Below are 22,674 nucleotides of genomic sequence, written 5' to 3' on the forward strand. Positions count from 1 at the left end.
GACGTGACGTCGTTTGGGCTTCTCTAAACTGGTAACTCGAATGCCGATCGTCAACGTTGCGACGTCTTGCAACAGAGTTGCGACAGACATCGAAACATCCGAAACGCAGGAATTCTATCTGCGGGCCTTGCGGCCCCTCAGAGGCGGCACTAAGACTCGTGTAATCCTTTGTCGGGTACGGTCCCGATCCAATCGCAAAGAGCAGGCAGGTTTCTATGTTCGATCCAGTTGACACCTACATGAACACCCTCGTCCCCATGGTCGTCGAGCAAACCAGCCGCGGCGAGCGGGCCTATGACATCTTTTCTCGCCTGCTCAAGGAGCGGATCATTTTTATCAATGGCCCCATCCATGACGGCATGAGTCATCTGGTGGTGGCGCAATTGCTTCATCTTGAAGCGGAAAACCCGAACAAAGAGATCTCGATCTACATCAATTCTCCCGGCGGCGTTGTGACCAGTGGTTTGTCCATTTACGATACAATGCAGTATATCAAACCGAAATGTTCAACATTGGTCATCGGTCAGGCCGCTTCGATGGGGTCGGTTCTGCTGGCTGGCGGGGAGAAGGGAATGCGGTTCTCGCTGCCCAATAGCCGCATCATGGTACATCAGCCATCGGGCGGATATCAAGGACAGGCTAGTGACATCATGATCCATGCCGCCGAGACGCAAAAACTCAAAGACAGGCTTTATGACATTTACGTAAAGCACACCGGACAAACCAAAAAAGCGGTTGAAAAGGCGCTGGACCGCGACAATTTCATGTCGCCGGAAGAAGCCAAAGAATGGGGGCACATCGACGAAATCGTCGAAAACCGTGCCAAGGCAGGCGATGACGAAGCCTGACACGGCATTTCGCCAAACCTCAGGCCATCAGCGGCGCGGGGTGGCAATTTGAGATTGTAGCGGTCGGTGTGCTGGCCTAAGCTGGGTACACACGCAGCAGAGCGCCGCCCTTGGACAGGGTGGCAAAGACGGAGCCCGAAAGGTAAATCATGGCGACGAATTCAGGCGGTGACGGCAAAAACACGCTTTACTGCAGCTTCTGCGGCAAAAGCCAGCACGAGGTGCGCAAACTGATCGCAGGACCGACCGTGTTCATCTGTGATGAGTGTGTCGAACTCTGCATGGACATCATCCGCGAGGAAACAAAAGCAAGCGGCCTGAAATCCACCGACGGTGTGCCAACACCAAAGGATATCTGTGAAGTCCTGGATGACTATGTAATCGGACAAACCACTGCTAAACGCGTGCTGTCGGTCGCGGTTCACAATCATTACAAGCGTTTGAACCACGCTCAGAAGTCGGGCGGGGATATCGAGTTGGCAAAATCCAACATCCTCCTGATTGGTCCGACGGGTTGTGGCAAAACGCTGTTGGCTCAAACGTTGGCGCGCATTCTGGATGTGCCCTTCACTATGGCCGACGCCACAACGCTGACCGAGGCCGGTTATGTAGGTGAGGACGTCGAGAACATCATTCTCAAGCTGTTGCAGGCATCCGAGTACAATGTCGAGCGCGCGCAGCGCGGCATCGTCTATATCGATGAGGTCGACAAGATCACCCGCAAGTCCGAAAACCCCTCGATTACACGCGACGTGTCGGGCGAGGGTGTTCAGCAGGCATTGCTGAAGCTGATGGAGGGCACTGTGGCCTCCGTTCCGCCGCAGGGCGGGCGCAAGCATCCGCAACAGGAATTCCTGCAAGTGGATACGACCAACATCCTGTTCATCTGCGGCGGCGCATTTGCTGGTCTTGACCGGATCATTGCGCAGCGTGGCAAGGGGTCCGCGATGGGGTTCGGTGCCGATGTGCGTGACAATGATGAGCGCGGTGTAGGCGAGATATTTAAGGATCTGGAGCCCGAAGACCTGCTGAAATTCGGACTGATTCCGGAATTTGTCGGTCGCCTCCCGGTTCTTGCGACACTGGAAGATCTGGACGAAGATGCTCTGGTGACAATCCTCACTCAACCCAAGAACGCATTGGTCAAGCAATACCAACGCCTGTTCGAACTGGAAGCTGCCGAGCTTGATTTCACCGATGACGCGCTCAAGGCCATCGCCAAACGGGCAATCCAGCGCAAGACCGGCGCGCGCGGGCTGCGCTCGATCCTCGAAGACATCCTGCTGGACACCATGTTTGAACTGCCGGGCATGAAAAATGTGACAAAGGTCGTGGTGAACGAAGAGGCCGTGACCTCCGACGCGCAGCCGCTGATCATCTATGCAGACGCGGGTAAGGAATCGGCCTCTGCCGGTTGATCTGCCGGATACAACAGCTTCAACGGCGCGGATTGATCCGCGCCGTTTTCTTGTGAGGTAATCAAAGTGATCAAACGCATTTCATCCGGGGGCGAGTTCGAAGCGAAAGTCGGTTATTGCCGCGCGGTGGTGGCGGGCGGCTTTATTCATGTGGCTGGCACGGTTGGGCAGGGTGAGACGATTGTCGAACAATGCCGATCGGCGTTGGGCATCATTGAAAAGGCGCTCGCCGAGGGGGGAGCCACCTTCGATAACGTTGTACGCGTGACCTACATGCTGTCCGACCGTCACGAGTTCGCGCCGTGTTGGCCCATTCTGGCGGAAACGTTTGGCGAAAATCCGCCAGCTGCGACCATGATCGAATGTGGGTTGATCGACCCGAAATACCGTATCGAAATTGAAGTCACCGCAGTTCTGCCGGAATGAGGTTTGCGGCCTTTGTCGCACTGGACCTTGGCGCGCCTTTGGTCCATACCTGCCAAGGACAAAATTCCGGAGGCAGCCGATGGGAATCCTGAATACTCTTCTGAAAGCCGTAACATGGTGGAACGGTGCGACCCTGAACACGCAAATCTATACTGCGCGCAAGGGCGTCAAGGTTGGCGAGGATGACCAGGGCAACGTGTTTTATCGCAATGCCGATGACAGCAAGCGCTGGGTGATCTTCAACGGCGAGGCCGAGGCCAGCCGGATCGACCCGAATTGGCACGGCTGGCTGCACCGGACCTGGGACGAGCCGCCGACCGACAAGCCACTTGCACACAAATCCTGGGAAAAACCGCACCAGGAAAACATGACCGGTTCGGCACTGGCCTATGCGCCGGCCGGTTCGCTTCGCCGTCCCGATCCGATCAAACGCAGCGACTATGAGGCGTGGAGCCCGGAATAGGAAGAGGCAGAGCAATGTCTAGCCACAACATGACCGAAGTCGTGGTCGGCGGGGTCGTACTGGCCTTTGCGGTCGCATTCGGTGTCTATGCCAGCCAGTCGGCGGGGCTGTCGCAAAACCGCTCCGGTTACGAGTTGGGCGCATCCTTCCGTTCGCTCGAAGGAGTGACCGTTGGCACCGATGTCCGCTTGGCCGGGGTCAAGATCGGTACCGTAACGGATGTGGTGCTGAACCCGGAAAGCTATCGCGCGGATACGCTTTTTTCTGTCGCCGACGGCATTCAAATCCCCGACGACAGTGCGGTTGTGATTTCCTCCGAAGGGCTGTTGGGGGGCAACTTTGTCGAGGTGATGCCTGGCGGCTCGCCATTTTTCTTTGAACCGGGCGACGAAGTCGAGGACACGCAAGGCGCGGTCAGCCTGATTTCCCTGCTCGTCAAATTCGTCGCCGGAGATGGGAGCAGTTCCGAGTGATCCGTGCGACTGCCCTAATCCTTGCCTTTTCATGCTGCGGCGGAGCACTGACGCAGGAAGCGGTAACCTCTGGTACCGGTGCCATTTTACGCGGCTTGGACAAGGTAAACGGTCAGACTATCGACGTGAAAGTGGCGTCAGGTGAAACGACGCCGGTTTTTGGATTGGAAGTCGCGCTTGGCGATTGCCGGTATCCTCCGGACAATCCCACGGGCGACGCTTTCGCCTATCTCACCATATGGGAACAGGAGAAATCCGACGAGTTGTTCGATGGTTGGATGATTGCAACGTCACCCGCATTGAACGCGCTGGATCATGCGCGTTACGATGTCTGGGTTATCCGTTGTATGACCCCCTGAGGGGTCTGCTCGATCTCGGCGGCAAAGTTAGCTTTGCCCTCAATCGCTTCCTTCAGTTCGCGTCGGTATTGCGCGCGCGGAACTTCGATTGCCCCGAGCGAGGCAAGATGGGCGGTCAGGAACTGAGTGTCAAACAGTTTGTAACCCGTCTGTCGCAGACGATCGACCAGATAGGCCAGTGCAATTTTTGATGCGTCTTCGCGGCGAGAAAACATGCTTTCACCAAAAAAAGCTGCTCCGAGAACCACGCCATAGACACCGCCCATCAGCCGCTCATCCTGCCACACTTCGACCGAGTGGGCATGGCCGCGTTGAAACAACGATTGGTAGAGGTGCCTCAGTTCGGCGTTGATCCAGGTTTCTGCCCGATCTGCGCAACCCTCGATCACACCTTGAAAGTCCTGATTGATGGTGACCCGATAGTCCGCCCGACGGATGCGACGTGCGAGTGAGCGTGAGATGTGAAACCCGTCCAGCGGGAATACACCGCGGTGCTGCGGATCGACCCAGAACAGTTCCGGGTCGTCGCGATGTTCGGCCATCGGAAAAATTCCGATGGAATAGCCATGCAACAAAAGTTCTGGCGACAGGCTCATGACGGATGCCCCAAGGTCGGACGAGTCGCCCGACCTGTTTTGCTATTGGGCCAAATTCTCCGCAAGCCAGTGTTCCAGCCAGTGGATGTTATAGTCGCCGCTGTGGATGTCCGGCTCCTGCAGCAGGGCGTGGAACAGGGGAACGGTCGTGTCCACACCGTCCACGATCAGTTCGCCCAGAGCGCGTTGAAGACGGGCCAGAGCTTCGTCCCGGTCACGCCCCTGTACGATCAGTTTGCCAATCAGCGAGTCGTAGTAGGGTGGGATCGAATACCCGTTATAAAGCGCCGAATCCATCCGCACACCCAGACCGCCGGGGGCGTGATAGGCTGTGATCTTGCCCGGACAGGGCGAGAAATTCGGTAATTTTTCGGCATTGATCCGCACTTCGATGGCGTGGCCATTGATCTTCAGATCGTTCTGGCCAAACGACATCGGTTCTCCTGCCGCAACAAGGATCTGTTCGCGCACCAGATCGACCCCAAAGATGCCTTCAGTAACGGGATGTTCGACCTGAAGGCGGGTGTTCATCTCGATGAAGTAGAACTCGCCCTTTTCATAGAGAAACTCGATGGTACCTGCGCCGATATAATTAATCTTGGCCACGGCGTCCGCGCAGACTTTGCCGATCCTCGTGCGTTCTTGCGGCGAGATACAAGGGCCGGGGGCCTCTTCAAAAACTTTCTGGTGGCGACGTTGCAGCGAGCAGTCTCGTTCGGCCAGATGAACCGCGTTGCCCTTGCCGTCGCCAAAGACCTGAATTTCGATATGGCGCGGCGTGGTCAGGTATTTTTCGATATAGACTTCGTCATTGCCAAAAGCGGCCTTGCCTTCGGCCCGCGCGGTCAGGAATGCGCTTTCCATTTCAGCGGCGGTCTTCGCCACTTTCATGCCGCGCCCGCCGCCGCCAGCGGTGGCTTTGATAATGACCGGATACCCGATCTCTTCACCAATCCTTTTCGCAGTCTCCAGGTCGGGAACGCCACCATCCGAACCGGGCACGCAGGGCACACCCAGGGCCTTCATCGTGTCCTTGGCGGTGATTTTGTCGCCCATGATCCGGATATGTTCGGCGGTGGGGCCGATAAATGTGATACCGTGATCTTCGACGATCTGAACGAAATCCGCGTTTTCAGATAGAAAGCCGTATCCGGGGTGGATTGCCTGAGCGCCGGTAATCTCGCAGGCCGAGATGATGGCGGGCATTGACAGATAGCTTTTCGGACTGGGGGGCGGGCCAATACAGACGGATTCGTCGGCCATACGCACATGCATTGCATCGCTGTCGGCGGTGGAATGCACGGCGACCGTCGCAATCCCCATCTCGCGCGCGGCGCGGATTACGCGCAGGGCGATCTCGCCTCGGTTGGCAATCAGGATTTTGTCAAACATCCCGCACCCTTACTCGACAATGACCAGGGGCGTGCCGAACTCGACCGCATCGCCATCGCCCACGAGTATGCGCTTGACGGTTCCAGACTTGGGAGCGTGGATGTGGTTCATGGTCTTCATGGCTTCGACGATCAGAAGAGTGTCGCCCTCGGATACACTGGCCCCAACAGACACGAAAGGTGCCGCCCCGGGCTCGGCTTGCAGATAAACAGTTCCGACCATGGGCGAGGTCACCGCGCCGGGGTGGCTGGCCGGGTCTTCGGCGGGCGCCGGTGCCGCGGCAGATGCGGCGGTCGGTACCGCAACAGGTGCTGCTGCCGGAGCGTGCGAGGGTGCCGCGATCTGAACCGGCGCGGCCACGGTCTGTGTAACGCGGCTGACGCGAACATTCAGGCTGTCCTCTTCGCCGTATTCACGCTTGACCTGTAGCTCGGTCAGATCGTTTTCACGCAGCAACTCGGCCAGAGCCTTGATGAACGCCACGTCCGCTTCGTGTTTGTTGTCTGTCATGAGTGTCCTCGACGGTTCCCCTTTGGCCCGTCTGTTCTTGCGGGCTCTGGTAAATTACCCGGCGTTATAGGCCATGAAATCAGCCATGAAAAGCGCCGTATGGGCCGATAGATGGGGGAAAACCTCAAAGAATACCAGTGGCCGAGGGCCTCAAAGAGGCATGCCAGACATCTTCGCGACCAGTTCCGGCAATTTGCGCGCACCAAATTTCTCCAAAAGTCGCGCTCGGTGCGCCTCGATAGTGCGATAGCTGAGTCCAAGCTCAGCGCCAATTTCCTTGGCGGACAGGCCACGGCAGGACAAGATCGCAACTTCGCGCTCTCGGGTGGTTAATTCCACGATCGGGCGCTCTTCGGATATGTCAGAAAAACTCCAGATACTGTGACGGAACGGATCATCCGGGGTCAACGAGCGACCACGTGCGCGGCACCAGAACAGATCGCCATTGCGCCTACGCATGACACGTTCGTCAGTATAATAACCGGTTTCCTTCATCACCTGCAGGCCACGTGCGCCGATCCTTTCCCAATCGGCAACCGACGGATACAGGTGCAGCAGTGGCATGTTACGATATTGTTCTTCCCCGCCGCCAAACATGCGGGCAAACTGCAGATTGCAGCGCCGGATGACCCGGTTTTCCAATTCGACCAGGCCGATCGGGGCATATTCAAAGGCGGCGTCGCTCATGTATTCATGGTGACGGGTATTTCTACGGAATTGAAGCGAAAAGGTTTGGATGACTAGGATTTTGCAACTATCGGAATGGGCAAGCGGCGAGATCACGGCGAAAACACCGCAGCCGATCGCCTTCGGGTTCGGTGATGTTGTGGGAGGGTGGGAATGAATATTGGTCTTTGGCTTGCGCGCCAGGCACAAATTAGCGGATCGCGGCCAGCACTTTATCTGGGGCGGGACAGGGTGGCCAGCTATCAGGAGTTTCATGACCGCGCAGCACGATTGGCGGGCTGGTTGCTGAGTCAGGGGATCAGGCCTGGCGACCGGGTTGCGATCTTTATGAAGAATTGTCCGGACTACCTGATTGCCAAATACGCGATCTGGTATGCCGGTGCGGCGGCCGTGCCGGTCAATGCCAAACTGCATGGGCGTGAGGTGGCTTATATCCTGGGAAATTCCGGTACCGGCATTACGTTCACCTCTCCCGGTCTGACCGAGGCTTTGCTGGAGGCAGATGTGCAAGGCCGTGTCATCGATATTTCCAGTGCGGATTATTCATCGGCGATGGAACACGAGCCGATTGCCGAGGTGGCACATCGCTCGCCGCATGATTTGGCCTGGTTGTTTTACACCTCGGGAACCACAGGTAAGCCCAAGGGGGTGATGATCACGCACCGCATGCTGATGGCCGTTTCGCTGACCTACAGGGCCGATGTCGACAAGGTTTCAGGGAAAGATGCCATCCTCTATGCCGCCCCGATGAGTCATGGCGCGGGTCTTTACAGCATGGTGCATGTGCTTGCCGGCGCGCGCCACGTTTGCCCCGGATCAGGCGGGTTTGATGAGGCGGAAATCTTTGACCTTGCCCGCCATTTTGATCGAATCCAGTTGTTTGCCGCGCCGACGATGGTCAAACGCATGACCGACGTCGCGAAAAGCATGGGGGAAACAGGAACCGGGCTACGAACCATCGTCTATGCGGGCGGGCCTATGTATCTGGCCGACATCACTGAAGCTGTCGCGCATTTCGGGCCGGTCTTCGTACAGATCTACGGTCAGGGGGAATGCCCGATGGGGATCACCGCGCTGTCGCGGGACAACGTGACGGACCGTACCCATTTCCGTTGGAAAGAACGGCTGGCCAGCGTCGGGCGTGCGCAATCGACTGTCGAAGTATGCATCGGCGATGCGGATGGCAATGCGCTGCCGCCTGGAAGTCATGGCGAGATCATGGTTCGCGGCGATGTTGTTATGCCGGGTTATTGGCAAAACCCCGAGGCCACGGCAAAGACGCTCGTGAATGGTTGGCTGCTAACCGGCGACATGGGTTACATGGACGAAGACGGGTATGTCACGCTTCAGGATCGATCCAAGGACCTGATCATTTCGGGCGGCTCGAACGTCTATCCAAGAGAGGTCGAAGAGGTGCTGCTGTCTCACCCCAAGGTCTCCGAAGCGTCGGTTGTCGGACGGTCGCATCCGGATTGGGGCGAAGAAGTTGTCGCCTTCATCGTGGGCGATGCTCATCCGGACGAGTTGGACCTTCTATGCCGTGACAACATCGCGCGGTTCAAGCGGCCAAAGGCCTATTACTCCCTCAGCGAACTGCCCAAGAACAATTATGGCAAAGTCCTGAAAACCGAACTGCGCAAGCTTTTGGAACAGATGGCGAAGTCAAATTGAAAAAAATCCCCTCAAAAACAAGGCGCGCTTTAAAGTAAAAAAATGCCGGCTCAATGTGAACCGGCACCCAAGTTGGTCTACACGGCCAACCGGCCATGCGACGGGGAGAATTGATCAGATAGCCAGATATTCGGCACGCAGTTCCTCGTTCTCCAGAACTTCCGACGCGGTGCCGTCGAATACGATCCCACCGGTGTCGAGAATGACGGCCCGGTCGGCCAGTTCCAGCGCGCGGACAGCGTTCTGTTCGACGATGATGGTGGTCATGCCCTGTTCCTTGATGTGGATGAGGGTCTTTTCGATCTCGTCCACGATCACTGGGGCTAACCCTTCATAGGGTTCATCTAGAAGCAGCACTTTGATGTCTCGGGCAAGAGCGCGGGCGATCGCCAGCATTTGCTGTTCACCACCGGACAGGGTTACGCCTTCCTGTTTGCGGCGTTCGCCGAGACGGGGGAACAGTTCATACAGGCGATCCAGAGACCAACCGATTGGAGGGGCGATCTGGGCCAGTTGCAGGTTTTCCTCGACCGTGAGGCCAGGAATGATGCGACGGTCTTCGGGCACAAGTCCCAGACCGGCGGCTGCGGCCTCATAGCTGGTCATCCGATGCAGCGGCTTGTGATCCAACCAGATCTCGCCATGGCGAACTTCGGGATCGCCGACACGCGCGATCGAGCGCAAAGTTGACGTCTTGCCAGCGCCGTTCCGGCCCAGCAGCGCAAGAATTTCACCTTCGTGAACGTTAAAGCTGACGCCCTGAACGATATAGCTTTCGCCGTAGTACGAGTGCATGTCCCAGACCGACAGAAATGCCGGGGCTGTCTGCGCCACGTTGGCGTTTTTGGAGAAATCGGGTTTGACGTTCATATCTGATCCTCCTTACGCCGACTCGCCCAGATAGGCTTCGCGTACCTTGGGGTTGCCACGGATGTTCTGCGGGTCGTCCTCGACCAATGGTGTGCCCTGTGCCAGAACGGTAATCCGGTCGGCCAGGCTAAAAACCACATGCATGTCGTGTTCTATAATGGCGATGGTGATGTCGCGCTCGTCCTTGATTTGCTTGAGCAGGTCGATGGTGTTGTTGGTGTCGGCACGCGCCATCCCGGCGGTGGGTTCGTCCAGCAACAGCAGCCGCGGTTTCTGACTGAGGCACATGGCGATTTCCAGTCGGCGCTTGTCACCGCGCGACAGCGAGGCCGAATGCATGTGGCGCTTGTCGGCCATGCCCATTTCTTCCAGCATCTCTTCGGCCTGCTTGATGACCTCACGCTCGTTAGCGACAGTTTCATAAGCGTGCAGGCGGAAGGCTCCGTCGCGCATGGCGAAGATCGGGATCAGCATGTTCTCCATCACCGAAAGATCGCCAAAGATCTCGGGTGTCTGAAACACGCGGCTGATGCCCATCTGGTTGATTTCGAACGGCGCCCGACCCAAGACCGATTGGCCATCGAACATGACCGATCCTGTGTCCGGGATCAGCTTGCCGACCAGGCAGTTTAGCAGGGTCGATTTTCCGGCTCCGTTCGGCCCGATGATCGCGTGGACGGTGTTTTCCTTGACACTGAGGTTCACGTCGCTCAGCGCCTGAAGGCCGCCGAACCGTTTGCCCACGTTCTTGACTTCGAGAATACCCATCTTTCCGTCTCCTTATTCCGCGGGTTCGGTCTTGCGTGCGGTCTTGTCGTCAGACCCCGAGCGCTTGCCGCGCACCCAGTTCAACAAACGTTGACCGCCTTCGACGAGGCCACCCGGCAGGAAGATAACCACAAGCATGAACAGGATGCCCAGTGTCAGGTGCCAACCCTTGCCAATGAAAGGATGTACGATGAAGACCATGAAATCCTCCATTCCGTCCGGCAGAAAGCTGAACCAGCCGTGCAGAATGTTGTCGTTGATCTTCGAAAAGATGTTCTCGAAATACTTGATGAAACCTGCGCCCAGAACCGGACCGATCAGGGTGCCGGTGCCGCCGAGAATGGTCATCAGCACTACCTCGCCCGAGGCGGTCCATTGCATCCGCTCGGCGCCGGCCAGTGGGTCCATCGCCGCCATCAGGCCGCCGGCCAGACCGGCATACATTCCCGAGATCACGAATGCCGCCAGTGTATAGGGGCGCGAGTTCAGCCCGGTATAGTTCATCCGCTGCTGGTTGGATTTCACGGCACGCAACATGATGCCGAAGGGCGAACGGAAGATGCGGATTGCCAGATAGAAGACAATGATCATGATGACGGCGCAAAGGTAGTAGCCGTTGTTGAACGTAAAGGTCCAACCTCCAATGCTCGGCTCCCAGAAGCTGTCGCGCATTGCGATACCAAAAAAATGCGGGACATCGGGCAGGCTGTCGCGGTGGAACATCTGAGGGTCGTTGGCATAGACCTGCAGTCCGGTTTCGCCATTGGTCAGGTTGAACTTCGGGTTCGACAGAACCGAATAGGCCAGCGCAAAACTCATCTGTGCAAAGGCCAGCGTCAGGATCGAGAAATAGATCCCAGACCGGCGCAGGCTGACAAAGCCGATCAGCAGCGAGAACAGACCTGCGATAATCACACTCAACGCGATTGCCGGAACCACGTTATAAGTGAACAGCTTGAACACCCAGACTGCCGAATAGGATCCGATACCCAGGAACGCGGCGTGCCCAAACGACAAATATCCGGTCAGTCCAAACAGGATGTTGAAACCAATTGCGAAGATGCCGAAGATGACGAACCGCTGCATCAAGTCCGGGTAACCCGCGTTGAACTGCGCCATGGCGCTGCCTGACGGGAAGGGGTTCAGGATCAGTGGCGCAAACAAAGCGAGGATGGCCACGATGATCAGAAGGGTGGTATCTTTCTTGTCCAGACCCAGCATGGTTTAGTCCTCCATCACGCCTTTGCGGCCCATCAGACCCCGCGGACGGGTGAGCAGAATTATGATTGCGACCAGATAGATGATGATCTGGTTGATGCCGGGTATCGTGGTGGTGGCCCAGGTGGTCGACGCAAAGCTTTCCAGAATGCCCAGCAGGAACCCGGCCAATACGGCGCCTGGCAGCGATCCCATGCCACCGACCACGACCACAACGAAGCTGAGCACCAGAAAATCCATGCCCATGTGGTAGTTCGGTGGATTGAGTGGCCCGTACATTACCCCGGCCAGTCCTGCGACGGCGGCGGCGACGCCAAACATAATCGTGAACCGCCGGTCGATGTTGATGCCCAGCAATCCGACGGTTTCACGGTCTGCCATACCGGCCCGGACGACCATGCCGAATGTAGTGAACTGAAGAAAACAGAAGACCCCGGCGATGATCAGTGCAGCAAAGCAGAAATAGATCAGCCGCCAGATCGGGTAGATGATGGCGTTAGGATCGAACCCGATCATCACACCAAGATCCAGCGAGCCGCGCAACGCATCGGGCGGCGGTGTCTGGATCGGATTAGCGCCGAAGAAATACTTGATGATCTCCTGCAGGACGATGGCCAGACCGAATGTCACAAGTATCTGATCGGCATGGGGGCGCTTGTAGAAGTGTTTGATCAAGCCCCGCTCCATGGCGTAGCCGACAAACAGCATGATCGGGATCGTGAACAGCACGGCCAGGGGAACGGACCAGTCGATGATCGACGCGCCAACCTCCGGGCCGAACCAGCCCTCGACATAAGGGACCTTGATCTTGAGAGGATTGCCCAAGAAGTCCTTTTGGGTCTCGTCGACCATTTCATAGGACAGGCCCAGCAGCCTTTGCAAGGTAACAGCACAGAAGGCGCCGATCATGAACAACGCGCCATGTGCGAAATTTACGACCCCCAGCGTGCCGAAGATCAGCGTAAGGCCCAGAGCGATCAGAGCATATGCCGATCCCTTGTCCAGCCCATTGAGAATTTGCAGAAGGAATGCGTCCATCGTTACCCACCGTCGTTTGGGTCTTGCCGCTTTCACCCATCCGTTTCAGGGGGCGTCAGGGCACGTCCGAATTTGAAAAGGGCGCGAGACCCGGACCCTGTTTCAGGGTCCGGGTCGAAAGTCGCTTATGCGCCGTCGTTGCACTCGCCCAGAGTTGCCTCGGCACCACCAAACATCGGATGGTCCGGTGCATAGGTGACTTGATCGACCGGGGTGATTTCAACGATTTCCAGCGTGTCGTAGGCGTTGGAGGGGTTTGCCGCTCCGCGCACGACCAGAACGTCCTTGAAGCACTGGTGGTCTTCGGCACGATACAGCGTCTTCCCGTTGCCCAGCCCGTCGAACTCGAAGCCTTCGAGCGCTTCGCCCACGCCACAGGGGTTGAATGTTCCGGCGCGTTCGCAGGCATCAGCATAGAGAAGAACCTGCGCATAACAGGTCTGCGCCGAGTTGGACGGCGGTTTGCCGTACTTTTCACCGAACGACTTGACAAACGCCTTCGAACCTTCGTTGTCCAGCTGCCAGTTGTAGTTCATCGAACCCAGAACGCCTTTGATGTTGTCGCCAGCACCTGCGGCCATCAGTTCCGAATACAGCGGAACAACGATCTTGAAATCCTTGCCGTTGGCAATTTTGTCAAGCAGGCCGAACTGGATGGCGTTGGTCAGCGAGTTGACCATGTTGCCGCCATAATGATTCAGAACAAGTACGTCCGCGCCCGAATTCAGAACCGGCGCGATATAGGACGAAAAGTCCGTTGCCGCCAGCGGGGTTAGCACGTTGTTGACGGTTTCCCAGCCCATCGCTTCGGTTGCGGCTGCAATCGATTCCTGCTGGGTCCAGCCCCAGGTGTAGTCGGCAGTCAGGTGATAGGCGCGGCGGTCGGCGCCGTATTCTTTTGCCAGCACAGGTGCGAGCGCCGCACCGGACATATAGGCGTTGAAGAAGTGACGGAAGCCGTTCTTCTTGCGGTCCTTGCCGGTAGTGTCGTTTGAGTGGGTCAGACCAGCCATGAACATGACGCCGGCGTCCTGACACAGGCCCTGCACAGCAACGGCCACGCCCGAGGACGATCCACCGTTGATCATGATGGCGCCGTCCTTTTCAATCATCGACTTGGCCGAAGCACGCGCGGCATCCGATTTGGTCTGGGTATCACCGGTAACGAATGTGACCTTCTTGCCAAGGATGCCGTTGCCCTGCAGCGCCTTCGACGTGAAGGTATTAAGACATCCGCCGTCTCCTTCGCCATTCAGATGTTCGACGGCAAGCTGTTGTGCCAAAAGCTCGTCATTACCTTCGTCGGCGTAAGGACCGGTTTGCGGCACGTTAAAACCAAGCGTCACGGTTCCGCCGGTCGGCTCATTCGTGAATGCTGATGCGGACGACGCGGTAAAGATCGTCGGCAGGGCCACACCGGCACCGGCAACGGCACCCGATTTCAGCACGCCACGACGCGTAACGGATTTATTGGACATTCATTCCTCCCATTTCCCTGTATGCGCCCCTTGGCTCCTCTTCCGCAGGGCGCGGGCACGGTATGTGCAAAGCGAGTATGGAGGCAATATGGAAAATCACGCAATAAACCCTTTTAATTGCTGTATAATTCTGAAAATATATCAACACAATGTGCGTGATACTTGTAAAGTATCTTATGTCGCGTTGCAGAAAGTCGTTGAAAATGCGCAATAAAGGAAAGCAATAACCAATGGCCCGGGACACTTTGACTGGCAGCCGAATTCGCGAGCGACGGCAGATTGTTGGCCTGCGCCAAGCCGAGCTGGCCCGCGATGTGGGGATTTCAGCTTCTTATCTCAACTTGATCGAGCACAACCGGCGCAGAATCGGCGGAAAGCTCTTGGTTAATATTGCTTCGGTTCTGGGCGTGGAGCCATCTATGTTGACTGAAGGCGCCGAGGCTGCGTTGATAGCGGCTCTGCGCGAAGCGGCAGCGGATGCAGTGAACCAAAAGGCCGAGACAGATCGCGCAGATGAGTTTGCCGGGCGTTTTCCCGGCTGGGCCAGCGTCATGTCTCAGATGCACAGGCGGATCAAATCTCTTGAGCGCACCGTCGAGACATTGTCTGATCGGTTGACACACGATCCTCGGCTTGCTGCGTCATTGCACGAGGTTCTCTCGACCGCGGCCGCAATTAGATCGACAGCGGCCATTCTAGCTGAGCCCGGCGAGTTGGAGGCGGAATGGCGCGATCGCTTCCACAAAAACCTCAATCAGGACGCCGAACGCCTCGCTGGCAGCTCCAAGGCGTTGGTCAACTACCTAGACGAAAGCGAATCGTCCGAGGATCACCGGGGCGTTCCGCTGGAACAGATTGAAGCCTTTTTCGTCGAGAACGGTCATCATTTTCCGGTAATCGAGACAGGCGGGGAGGTGAGTGATGTCGCGCTTGATGCATTGCCGTCCGGAGCAGCTCGAGCGATCGGGCGTGACATGCTGAGAACTTATGCCGCCGACGCCCTGGCCATGCCGCTCGACGAACTACGTCAGGCTTTGGAGGCAGGTGATCCCGATCCACTTGCTCTGATGCGCCGCTTCGATACCGATCTGCCAACGGTTCTCAGGAGGTTGGGGTGCTTACCAGAGGATGTATTGCCCAGGCCCACAGGGCTGGTGATCTGCGACGCCTCGGGTAGCATCCTGTTTCGCAAACCGGTGTCCGGCTTCGCCTTGCCACGCCACGGGGAATCCTGTCCGCTCTGGCCTTTGTTTGTTGCTTTGAATCGACCGTTGGTCCCAGTGCACCGCAGGGTGTCACAACTCGGCCGGACGGCAGCTGAATTCGAGTGTTTTGCTGTCGCCTGGCCGCGGGAAATAACGGCTTTCGGTCAAGACCCGGTGTATCATTCGGTTATGCTGATCCTGTCCCGGGATCGCTCGGAGCACCAAACCAGCGAGACATTGCCGGTCGGGAGCAGTTGCAGAGTTTGCCCACACCCGACCTGTAACGCCCGTCGCGAACCTTCGATTTTGAGCGAAGGTTTTTGACAGTTCGGTGAACGCAGGGATAGTCTGTTTATACACAATGAGCGGCATTGCCGCCGAAAGGCAAGACGGGGGAGGACGCGCAAGAATGAGCCGCAAGGTTCTGCTTATAGAGGATGAACCCAACATTACCGAGGCGATCCGTTTTTTGCTGACCCGAGAAGGTTGGCAGGTACAAACCCATGCCGAAGGCTCCGACGCGGTCGAAGTCATCAAAAGCGCGAACCCGGATCTGGTGATACTCGACGTGATGCTGCCCGGCAAAAGCGGCATGGACATCCTGCGTGATCTGCGGGAGGAGGCCGATTTGGAAAATCTGCCGGTACTGATGCTGACCGCTAGAGGTCAAAGTCGAGATAGGGAAATGGCGGAAAAAGCTGGGGTGAGCCGTTTCATGACCAAACCATTTTCCAATACCGAGGTGGTGACTGCTGTTCGCGACCTGCACGCACAGGCGTCTCGGACATGACGGGCGGGTCCGAGCCCGAATCCGGCAATACGGTGGCGCCGCCACCGGTATTTCTTGAACGGCAAAGCTATCGCCGACGCAGGCTGTCTGACGCGGCCCGGCTGCTGCCCATTTTAGGTGCTGGTCTGTTTGCCATTCCGCTGTTCTGGCCATCGGGCACCTCCGATACGGAAACCGTGCCGACCTCTTCCGCGATCTCGTATGTGTTTCTTTGTTGGGCGGGACTGATAGCCCTTAGCTTCGGCTTCGGTATTGCGGCGCGGCGATTGTCAGTGCGAGAGGGCCAGGACGGAGACGAAGGTTGATGGCGACGCTCAACCTGTTGATCTTGGTGTGCCTAGGCTATGTTGTACTGTTGTTCGGCGTGGCCTTTGCCGCCGACCGGTTGGCCGCTACGGGTCGCAGCACCTGGCTGCGCTCGCCCTTGGTCTACACCTTGTCCCTGTCCATCTACTGCACTGCCTGGACCTTCTATGGCGCGGTCGGATATGCGGCGCGTTCCGGGCTGGAGTTCGTCACCATCTATCTTGGGCCTACGCTGGTCATGGTCGGGTGGTGGTGGGGACTGCGAAAGCTGGTTCGCGTTGGGCGCAGCCAGCGGGTGACCTCTATTGCCGACCTGATTTCGTCCCGTTACGGCAAATCCAATACCCTCGCGATCTGCGTGACCATTCTGGCGGTTCTGGGCGTGACGCCCTACATCTCCCTGCAACTCCAGTCGATCACTCTGTCATTCAGCATTTTTGCCGAGAACGATCCGTCCAGCATATATCGCGAAGGATCGAGTGTGTTCTGGGTGGCCGCAGGTCTGGCCGTATTCGCCATTCTGTTTGGCACCCGCAATCTGGATGCAAATGAACGTCACCATGGTGTGGTGACCGCAGTTGCCATCGAGGCGATCGTCAAACTAATCGCGCTACTTGCTGTCGGCATCTTTGTTGTCTGGAGGATCGGCGGCGGAATTGGGCCGATCATGGCGCGGATTGACGCGTCGGAAATCGGGCAGTGGCAGGTCAACCACGGGCGTTGGGCCGCGATCACCTTTCTGTCCGCCGCCGCTTTTGTGTGTCTGCCGCGAATGTTCCAGGTGATGGTTGTCGAAAACGATGACGAACGACACTTGCGTGTAGCAGCTTGGGCTTTTCCACTTTACCTGCTGCTGATGAGCCTGTTCGTGGTGCCGATCGCGGTTGTTGGGCTGGACCTGATGCCGGAAGGCGCCAACCCGGATCTTTTCGTTCTCACCATTCCGCTGGCGCAGGGAAACGACGCTTTGGCGATGTTGTCCTTCCTCGGTGGGTTTTCATCCGCAACATCCATGGTCATCGTCGCCGCAATGGCGCTTTCGACAATGGTTTCGAACCATATCGTCATGCCGATCTGGCTGAGCGCGCAGGGCGTACGCGCCTCGGTGTCCGGGGATGTTCGCAGCATCGTCCTGTTTTCGCGCCGGGTTTCGATTGCGGTCATCATGGCGCTGGGGTTCTTCTATCACCAGATGTCCGGTGGAGGCGCAGCGTTGGCCTCGATCGGTCTGATCGCCTTTGCAGGCATCGCCCAGATTCTGCCAGCACTGGTTGGCGGCCTGTTCTGGCGCGGAGCGACCCGTACCGGAGCCCTGATTGGGTTGACCGTCGGTTTCGTTCTGTGGACCTACACCCTGTTGCTGCCGGATATGAGCGGTTGGATCGTGTCTGAGCGCTTGTTGACCGAAGGGCCGTTCGGATTTGGCTGGTTGCGACCCCGCGCCCTCTTCGGGATCGAAGGAATCGATCCGATGGTTCACTCGGTGATGTGGTCTTTGACGCTGAACACTGCAGCCTTTTGCGCGGCATCGCTTGCGAGCTTTCCCAGCCCTTTGGAGAGGTTGCAAGGGGCGCAATTCGTCAATGTCTTCGAACATTCCGCCGGTCCGCGTGGGTGGACCGGGTCGGTGGCGCAAAGCGAGGATCTGATGATCATGTCCCAGCGGATACTTGGCAGTTCCGAAGCGCATGACTTCTTTCACGCAGAGGCAGAACGTCAGGGCGGTCGCGGCTATCTACCAGAGCCGACACCAGCCTTTTTGGAACGGCTTGAGCGGGAGTTGAGCGGTTCCGTGGGCGCGGCCACGGCTCATGCCATGATCGGGCAGATTGTGGGCGGGTCGTCCGTCTCGGTCGAAGACCTTCTGGCGGTGGCCGATGAATCCGCTCAACTTCTTGAGTATTCCAGTCAGCTCGAGGCGAAATCGGCCGAGTTGACCATTACCGCGCGCAAGCTGCGAGAGGCAAACGAAAAGCTGACCCAGATTTCCTTGCAGAAAGATGCCTTCCTGAGCCAGGTCAGCCATGAGTTGCGCACCCCTATGACCTCGATTCGCGCGTTTTCTGAAATTATGCGCGATACGGAGGGCCTCACCGTCCAAGAGCGCGCGAAGTATGCGACGATCATCCATGACGAAGCACTGCGGCTAACCCGGTTGTTGGATGACCTGCTGGACCTGAGCGTTCTTGAGAACGGCCAGGTCATCCTGAACATGGGCGATGGAAGCCTTCATGACGTCATGGACCGTGCTGTTTCTACGGCGCTTACTGGAACGGAGCGGGCTGTTCGCGTACGCCGCAACCGAAGTGCTGAACATATCTACCTTCATACGGACTTGGACCGGCTGAAACAGGTTTTTATCAACCTGATCGCCAATGCCCAGAAGTATTGCGATGCAGCGGAACCGGTTCTGACGATTTCGGTTCATGATGTTGGCGGGCAGGTGGTGGTTGATTTCGTGGACAACGGAAGTGGTATTCCGGCTCAGGCGCAAGCCATGGTGTTCGAGAAGTTTGCTCGGGTCGGGTCGGACAAGGCCGGTGGCGCCGGGCTGGGGTTGGCGATCTGCCGAGAGATCATGCAGCGCCTGAACGGCGAAGTGAGTTATCTTGCCGGGCAGGGGGGCGGCGCGTTTCGGGTCAGTTTGCCGCTGACCCACAAACAGGCTGCGCAGTAACAGCGTCGGTAAAGACATTCGTAACCGTCGCTGGGATACACCAGAAAACTGAAGTGTCCCTTGCAACAGAATCCGGAAAATGGTGACCGGTAAGAACCCCAAGACAGCGCTGGCGCGCAAACTCGACAGTCGTTTTCAGGTCGATGACAAACCTCGTTCGCTTTTGCGGGCAATTCGGCTTGCGTTGGCCAGATCTGCGGACGATCTATTAAAGCTGCCGCTGGCGGTCATTGGTGCCACACAGCGCCTGTGCTCACACGATGCGCTGCCACAGGCGATTGAAGAAGGACGCCTGTTTCTTCTGTTTGCATCGCAGACTGAAGTTCTTGCCGCGGCTTGTCTTGACCGGCACTGCGTCGCATCGATCATTCAGCAGCAAACGTTGGGGCAGCTTTCCAAGGGTGACGCCGAAGCGCGGCCCTACACTGGCACCGACGCCGCCATGTCTGCGCCGCTGATCGAAGGGACGCTGTCGCGGGTGGTCGGGTTGGTTGATGCCCCGGTTGAACGTGCGCGCGTCGCGGGGTTTGAATTCCTGTCATCTTTGCCTGACCGGCGCAGCTTACTTCTGGCGCTGGAAATGGAAAACTATTGCGTCATCGACCTAACCGTCGACATCGCCGGTGGAAAGCGGCAGGGCAAGGTGCAGCTTGTTCTGCCGGAAGTGGATAAAGAAGAGGTTGTGGTCGATGGCGTTGGGGCGGAAACTGAGGGCCGACTGGAACGTGCAGCCGAGGTCATTGTTGCCGATCTGAATGCGGTGATTGGTCAGTTGCGATTGCCGCTTGTGGTGTTTTCGTCTCTGACAGCAGGGGATTTTCTGCCGCTGCACGGATTGCGCCTTGACCGGACTGAGCTGCAGACGATCGACCAAAAGAAAGTCGCAGTAGGCCGGTTGGGTCAGCGCGACGGAATGCGCGCGGTGCGCCTGAATGAAACCGGCACCGAAAACCGGGCTGTTCTTCCTGCGGCCCGCACTTTCGAGAAGCACAACGTTTCTCCTGCTGCGGAAAACGCATCGCGCACCGACTTGGACGCGCCAGCAATCGAGCATGATGGGATTGCAAAGGAGGTCAACACGCCTGCGAAAACAGAACCGAATTCGGGAAACGGGATTTCAGGGGCAATCTGAGAAAGCTATTACGTCAGCGACGTCGTCCGGCTTCTTCACACAATTGTTGCAGTGTCGGCCGCAGGCCATCCAGCTGATATCCTGCTTCCTGCGTTTTTGCCAGAATCTCATCGGGGTCCATCACACCGCATTGCCCCAATGCCCAGACCACCGAACATCTTGTGCCAGAGGTACAATAGGCCAGAACCGGCCCCGTCTCACTTTCCGCCAGTTCCATCTGGCGCGCCACGTTTTCCGGCGTCATCGTCTGATGCGTCAGTTCGAGAACCTCGAACTCCATTCCAGCCTGACGCACCGCTGCGCCAATTGCATCGGCCTGCTGTTGGGGCGGAACCTCGATATTTGGGCGGTTGCAGATGACCTTGGAAAAACCGGCCGCTGCTATCGCCGGAACATCTTCGACCGAGATTTGAGGCGAAACGGAATAGCGGGGGGTGATCTGTCGAATCTGCATGCAGCTTCCTTATGCGGCGGTCGCGAATCTGTCCAGTTGTGCGCCAACTTTAGGAGCCACCATCATTCCTGCAATCATTGATGCAAGGAAAATCGCACCGCCAATCCCGCCATAGGTAATTGAGGCCAGCGCTGGCCCGGGGCACAGGCCAGCCAAACCCCACCCCATTCCGAACATAATCGATCCAGTCACCAGCCGGTGATCGACTTCCACCTGCGGCGGGGCAGGAAAGTCACCGCCAAGGATTGGCTTGCGGTGGGCTGCAATCCGCCACGCGATGGCCATGGGGATAAGCGCGCCACCCATCACAAAAGCCAGGGTCGGGTCCCAGTCGCCGAAAACGTCAAGCCACCCCTGAACCTTGGTGGTGTCCGTCATGCCGGACACGAACAGTCCCGCGCCGAACAGTGCGCCCGCAATCAATGCGAATACAAAACGCATCAGATCACTCCTATCAGGTGACGAAAGAAAACGAGGGTTAGCCCACCTGCAATGATGTAGAAAACGGTGGCCACGATGCCCCGCAGGGAAAGTCGCGATATACCGCAAACGCCATGACCCGAAGTGCAACCGTTGGCAATGCGCGTGCCGACGCCCACTAGCAATCCTGCGGCAATTACGATTGTAACGCTATTGGTTAGATGGGTGTCGATCTTGACAGTGTACATTGGCCACAACGCCAAGGGAGCAACTATCACTCCCAGAATGAATGCCAGGCGTTCGAGGGTTGTTCGGCGTTCGCTGCCATCCACCAGCCCGCCAAGGATGCCGCTCGCCCCCATGATCCGGCCGTTTGCCAGCAAATAGACCGCACCGCCCGTGCCGATCAACACGCCGCCGACCAGTCCCCAGATCCAGTCCGTTTCCATAGGTTGATGTTCCCCTGTTTGCGCAAGCTCGTCAGATCTTGTTGATCGGAAGCTTCAGAAAGACGTCGCCCTGCTCATCAGCGGGCGGCATTTGCCCGGCTCGCATATTGACTTGCAGCGACGGCAGGATCAGTCGCGGCATTGCAAGGGTTGCGTCGCGCGCATCTCTCATCTTGACGAAATCCTCGATACATTTGCCCTGACCGATGTGAATGTTCAGCGCTTTTTGCTCGCCTACCGTTGTTTCCCAAGCATATTCATCCCTGCCAGGTGCCTTGTAATCATGTCCGACAAATATCCGCGTATCATCCGGAAGTGTCAGTATTTTTTGGATTGAATTGTACAAAGTCGCCGACGAGCCGCCGGGGAAATCGCAGCGCGCGGTTCCGAAATCCGGCATGAAAAGCGTGTCACCCACAAACGCGGCATCACCGATAACGTAGGTCAGGCAGGCGGGCGTATGGCCCGGAGTGTGCAGAACATCGCCGCGCATCTGCCCGATGTGAAAACTGTCGCCCTCTGTGAACAGGGAGTCGAACTGACTACCGTCCCGCTGAAACTCAGTGCCCTCATTGAAAACTTTGCCGAATGTATCCTGAACAACGGTGATGTTTGACCCGATCCCGATTTTGCCGCCAAGTTTTTCTTGCAGATAGGGAGCTGCCGAAAGGTGGTCGGCGTGAACATGGCTTTCCAATATCCACTCGACCTTGAGATCCTCGGATTTGACATAGTCGACGATTGCGTCCGCCGATGCGGTATTGGTACGACCTGATGCGTGATCAAAATCCAGCACGCTATCAATGATCGCGCACGCACGCCCTTTGGGTTCGCGCACCAGATAAGACACCGTGAAAGTGGCTTCGTCAAAGAAAGCTTTTACGAATGGCGTCATTGGATCCTCCGCATTTCATATGTTAATCATATAAATAAGTTTGAATGTGATTCAACCACCCCGTCTCCTCACACCGATTCCCCGGCTGCTTTGATGTCGGTCAAGGCAATTTCCTCAAACCATGATAGACT

General features: G+C 57.3%; 25 protein-coding genes. 12 read left to right on the forward strand and 13 right to left on the reverse strand.

Going from position 1 to position 22,674, the window contains the following annotated elements; translation table 11 throughout:
- The first annotated feature begins 215 nt into the window (after positions 1-215).
- From AC2FLX_RS06600 to AC2FLX_RS06625, 6 genes are all read left to right on the forward strand, one after another.
- Positions 216-848, forward strand: coding sequence for an ATP-dependent Clp protease proteolytic subunit (locus AC2FLX_RS06600; protein ID WP_480749105.1), 633 nt, complete (start codon positions 216-218; stop codon positions 846-848).
- A 149-nt stretch (positions 849-997) separates the two neighbouring features.
- Positions 998-2,266 (forward strand): ATP-dependent Clp protease ATP-binding subunit ClpX, encoded by a 1,269-nt coding sequence (clpX, locus tag AC2FLX_RS06605; RefSeq protein WP_480749106.1) that lies wholly within the window; start codon positions 998-1,000, stop codon positions 2,264-2,266.
- Between the two features lie 66 nt (positions 2,267-2,332).
- Positions 2,333-2,692, forward strand: a complete 360-nt coding sequence (locus AC2FLX_RS06610; protein WP_480749107.1) for a RidA family protein — start codon at positions 2,333-2,335, stop codon at positions 2,690-2,692.
- A gap of 79 nt (positions 2,693-2,771) precedes the next feature.
- The gene (locus tag AC2FLX_RS06615) at positions 2,772-3,155 is read left to right on the forward strand and encodes an NADH:ubiquinone oxidoreductase subunit NDUFA12 (RefSeq protein WP_480749108.1); all 384 of its coding nucleotides are present in this window, start codon (positions 2,772-2,774) and stop codon (positions 3,153-3,155) included.
- 14 nt (positions 3,156-3,169) lie between these two features.
- On the forward strand, positions 3,170-3,628 hold the full coding sequence (mlaD, locus tag AC2FLX_RS06620) for an outer membrane lipid asymmetry maintenance protein MlaD (RefSeq protein WP_496744594.1): 459 nt from the start codon (positions 3,170-3,172) through the stop codon (positions 3,626-3,628).
- Positions 3,625-3,987, forward strand: coding sequence for a DUF2155 domain-containing protein (locus AC2FLX_RS06625; RefSeq protein WP_496744596.1), 363 nt, complete (start codon positions 3,625-3,627; stop codon positions 3,985-3,987). Before mlaD ends, AC2FLX_RS06625 begins: the two co-directional genes overlap by 4 nt.
- On the opposite strand, the gene aat is transcribed toward AC2FLX_RS06625, so the two are convergent.
- The 4 genes from aat to AC2FLX_RS06645 all read right to left on the reverse strand — a co-directional run bounded on the left by aat (position 3,951) and on the right by AC2FLX_RS06645 (position 7,172).
- Positions 3,951-4,583, reverse strand: coding sequence for a leucyl/phenylalanyl-tRNA--protein transferase (gene aat, locus AC2FLX_RS06630; protein ID WP_480749111.1), 633 nt, complete (start codon positions 4,581-4,583; stop codon positions 3,951-3,953). The genes AC2FLX_RS06625 and aat overlap by 37 nt on opposite strands.
- Before the next feature lie 42 nt (positions 4,584-4,625).
- Positions 4,626-5,975, reverse strand: a complete 1,350-nt coding sequence (gene accC / locus AC2FLX_RS06635; RefSeq protein WP_496744598.1) for an acetyl-CoA carboxylase biotin carboxylase subunit — start codon at positions 5,973-5,975, stop codon at positions 4,626-4,628.
- A gap of 9 nt (positions 5,976-5,984) precedes the next feature.
- A complete protein-coding gene (gene accB / locus AC2FLX_RS06640; RefSeq protein ID WP_496809946.1) occupies positions 5,985-6,485 on the reverse strand; it encodes an acetyl-CoA carboxylase biotin carboxyl carrier protein in 501 nt (166 codons plus the stop codon).
- A gap of 150 nt (positions 6,486-6,635) precedes the next feature.
- On the reverse strand, positions 6,636-7,172 hold the full coding sequence (locus AC2FLX_RS06645) for a LuxR C-terminal-related transcriptional regulator (protein WP_480749115.1): 537 nt from the start codon (positions 7,170-7,172) through the stop codon (positions 6,636-6,638).
- A 153-nt stretch (positions 7,173-7,325) separates the two neighbouring features.
- Between AC2FLX_RS06645 and AC2FLX_RS06650 the strand changes: the two genes are divergently transcribed.
- On the forward strand, positions 7,326-8,843 hold the full coding sequence (locus AC2FLX_RS06650; protein WP_496809947.1) for a class I adenylate-forming enzyme family protein: 1,518 nt from the start codon (positions 7,326-7,328) through the stop codon (positions 8,841-8,843).
- Positions 8,844-8,957: 114 nt separating this feature from the next.
- On the opposite strand, the gene AC2FLX_RS06655 is transcribed toward AC2FLX_RS06650, so the two are convergent.
- The 5 genes from AC2FLX_RS06655 to AC2FLX_RS06675 all read right to left on the reverse strand — a co-directional run bounded on the left by AC2FLX_RS06655 (position 8,958) and on the right by AC2FLX_RS06675 (position 14,215).
- A complete protein-coding gene (locus AC2FLX_RS06655; RefSeq protein ID WP_480749117.1) occupies positions 8,958-9,713 on the reverse strand; it encodes an ABC transporter ATP-binding protein in 756 nt (251 codons plus the stop codon).
- A 12-nt stretch (positions 9,714-9,725) separates the two neighbouring features.
- Positions 9,726-10,481 (reverse strand): ABC transporter ATP-binding protein, encoded by a 756-nt coding sequence (locus AC2FLX_RS06660; RefSeq protein ID WP_480749118.1) that lies wholly within the window; start codon positions 10,479-10,481, stop codon positions 9,726-9,728.
- 12 nt (positions 10,482-10,493) lie between these two features.
- Positions 10,494-11,702, reverse strand: a complete 1,209-nt coding sequence (locus AC2FLX_RS06665; RefSeq protein ID WP_496744603.1) for a branched-chain amino acid ABC transporter permease — start codon at positions 11,700-11,702, stop codon at positions 10,494-10,496.
- A 3-nt stretch (positions 11,703-11,705) separates the two neighbouring features.
- Positions 11,706-12,737, reverse strand: a complete 1,032-nt coding sequence (locus AC2FLX_RS06670; protein ID WP_496809948.1) for a branched-chain amino acid ABC transporter permease — start codon at positions 12,735-12,737, stop codon at positions 11,706-11,708.
- 125 nt (positions 12,738-12,862) lie between these two features.
- Entirely contained in the window at positions 12,863-14,215 is a 1,353-nt protein-coding gene (locus AC2FLX_RS06675; RefSeq protein ID WP_496809949.1) for a substrate-binding protein, read from the reverse strand.
- A 230-nt stretch (positions 14,216-14,445) separates the two neighbouring features.
- Between AC2FLX_RS06675 and AC2FLX_RS06680 the strand changes: the two genes are divergently transcribed.
- The 5 genes from AC2FLX_RS06680 (at position 14,446) to AC2FLX_RS06700 (ending at position 20,325) form a co-directional block, all read left to right on the forward strand.
- Complete coding sequence (locus AC2FLX_RS06680) at positions 14,446-15,744, forward strand: helix-turn-helix domain-containing protein (RefSeq protein ID WP_496809950.1); 1,299 nt, start codon at positions 14,446-14,448, stop codon at positions 15,742-15,744.
- 85 nt (positions 15,745-15,829) lie between these two features.
- Positions 15,830-16,210: a response regulator transcription factor gene (locus AC2FLX_RS06685; RefSeq protein WP_496809951.1), complete on the forward strand. Its 381-nt coding sequence runs from the start codon at positions 15,830-15,832 to the stop codon at positions 16,208-16,210.
- Positions 16,207-16,515, forward strand: a complete 309-nt coding sequence (locus tag AC2FLX_RS06690) for a hypothetical protein (protein ID WP_496809952.1) — start codon at positions 16,207-16,209, stop codon at positions 16,513-16,515. Before AC2FLX_RS06685 ends, AC2FLX_RS06690 begins: the two co-directional genes overlap by 4 nt.
- Positions 16,515-19,193, forward strand: coding sequence for an ATP-binding protein (locus AC2FLX_RS06695; protein WP_496809953.1), 2,679 nt, complete (start codon positions 16,515-16,517; stop codon positions 19,191-19,193). Before AC2FLX_RS06690 ends, AC2FLX_RS06695 begins: the two co-directional genes overlap by 1 nt.
- A gap of 79 nt (positions 19,194-19,272) precedes the next feature.
- A complete protein-coding gene (locus AC2FLX_RS06700) occupies positions 19,273-20,325 on the forward strand; it encodes a FliM/FliN family flagellar motor C-terminal domain-containing protein (protein ID WP_496744608.1) in 1,053 nt (350 codons plus the stop codon).
- Between the two features lie 13 nt (positions 20,326-20,338).
- On the opposite strand, the gene AC2FLX_RS06705 is transcribed toward AC2FLX_RS06700, so the two are convergent.
- From AC2FLX_RS06705 to AC2FLX_RS06720, 4 genes are read right to left on the reverse strand one after another with little or no spacing between them, the layout of a single operon-like run.
- Entirely contained in the window at positions 20,339-20,779 is a 441-nt protein-coding gene (locus AC2FLX_RS06705) for a protein tyrosine phosphatase family protein (RefSeq protein WP_496809954.1), read from the reverse strand.
- 9 nt (positions 20,780-20,788) lie between these two features.
- On the reverse strand, positions 20,789-21,220 hold the full coding sequence (locus AC2FLX_RS06710) for a DUF6691 family protein (RefSeq protein ID WP_480749130.1): 432 nt from the start codon (positions 21,218-21,220) through the stop codon (positions 20,789-20,791).
- A complete protein-coding gene (locus AC2FLX_RS06715) occupies positions 21,220-21,648 on the reverse strand; it encodes a YeeE/YedE family protein (protein ID WP_480749131.1) in 429 nt (142 codons plus the stop codon). Before AC2FLX_RS06715 ends, AC2FLX_RS06710 begins: the two co-directional genes overlap by 1 nt.
- Positions 21,649-21,679: 31 nt before the next feature.
- Positions 21,680-22,543 (reverse strand): MBL fold metallo-hydrolase, encoded by an 864-nt coding sequence (locus tag AC2FLX_RS06720; protein WP_496744613.1) that lies wholly within the window; start codon positions 22,541-22,543, stop codon positions 21,680-21,682.
- Positions 22,544-22,674 lie beyond the last annotated feature (131 nt).

Source organism: Ruegeria sp. YKSF57 (genome assembly GCF_059612585.1).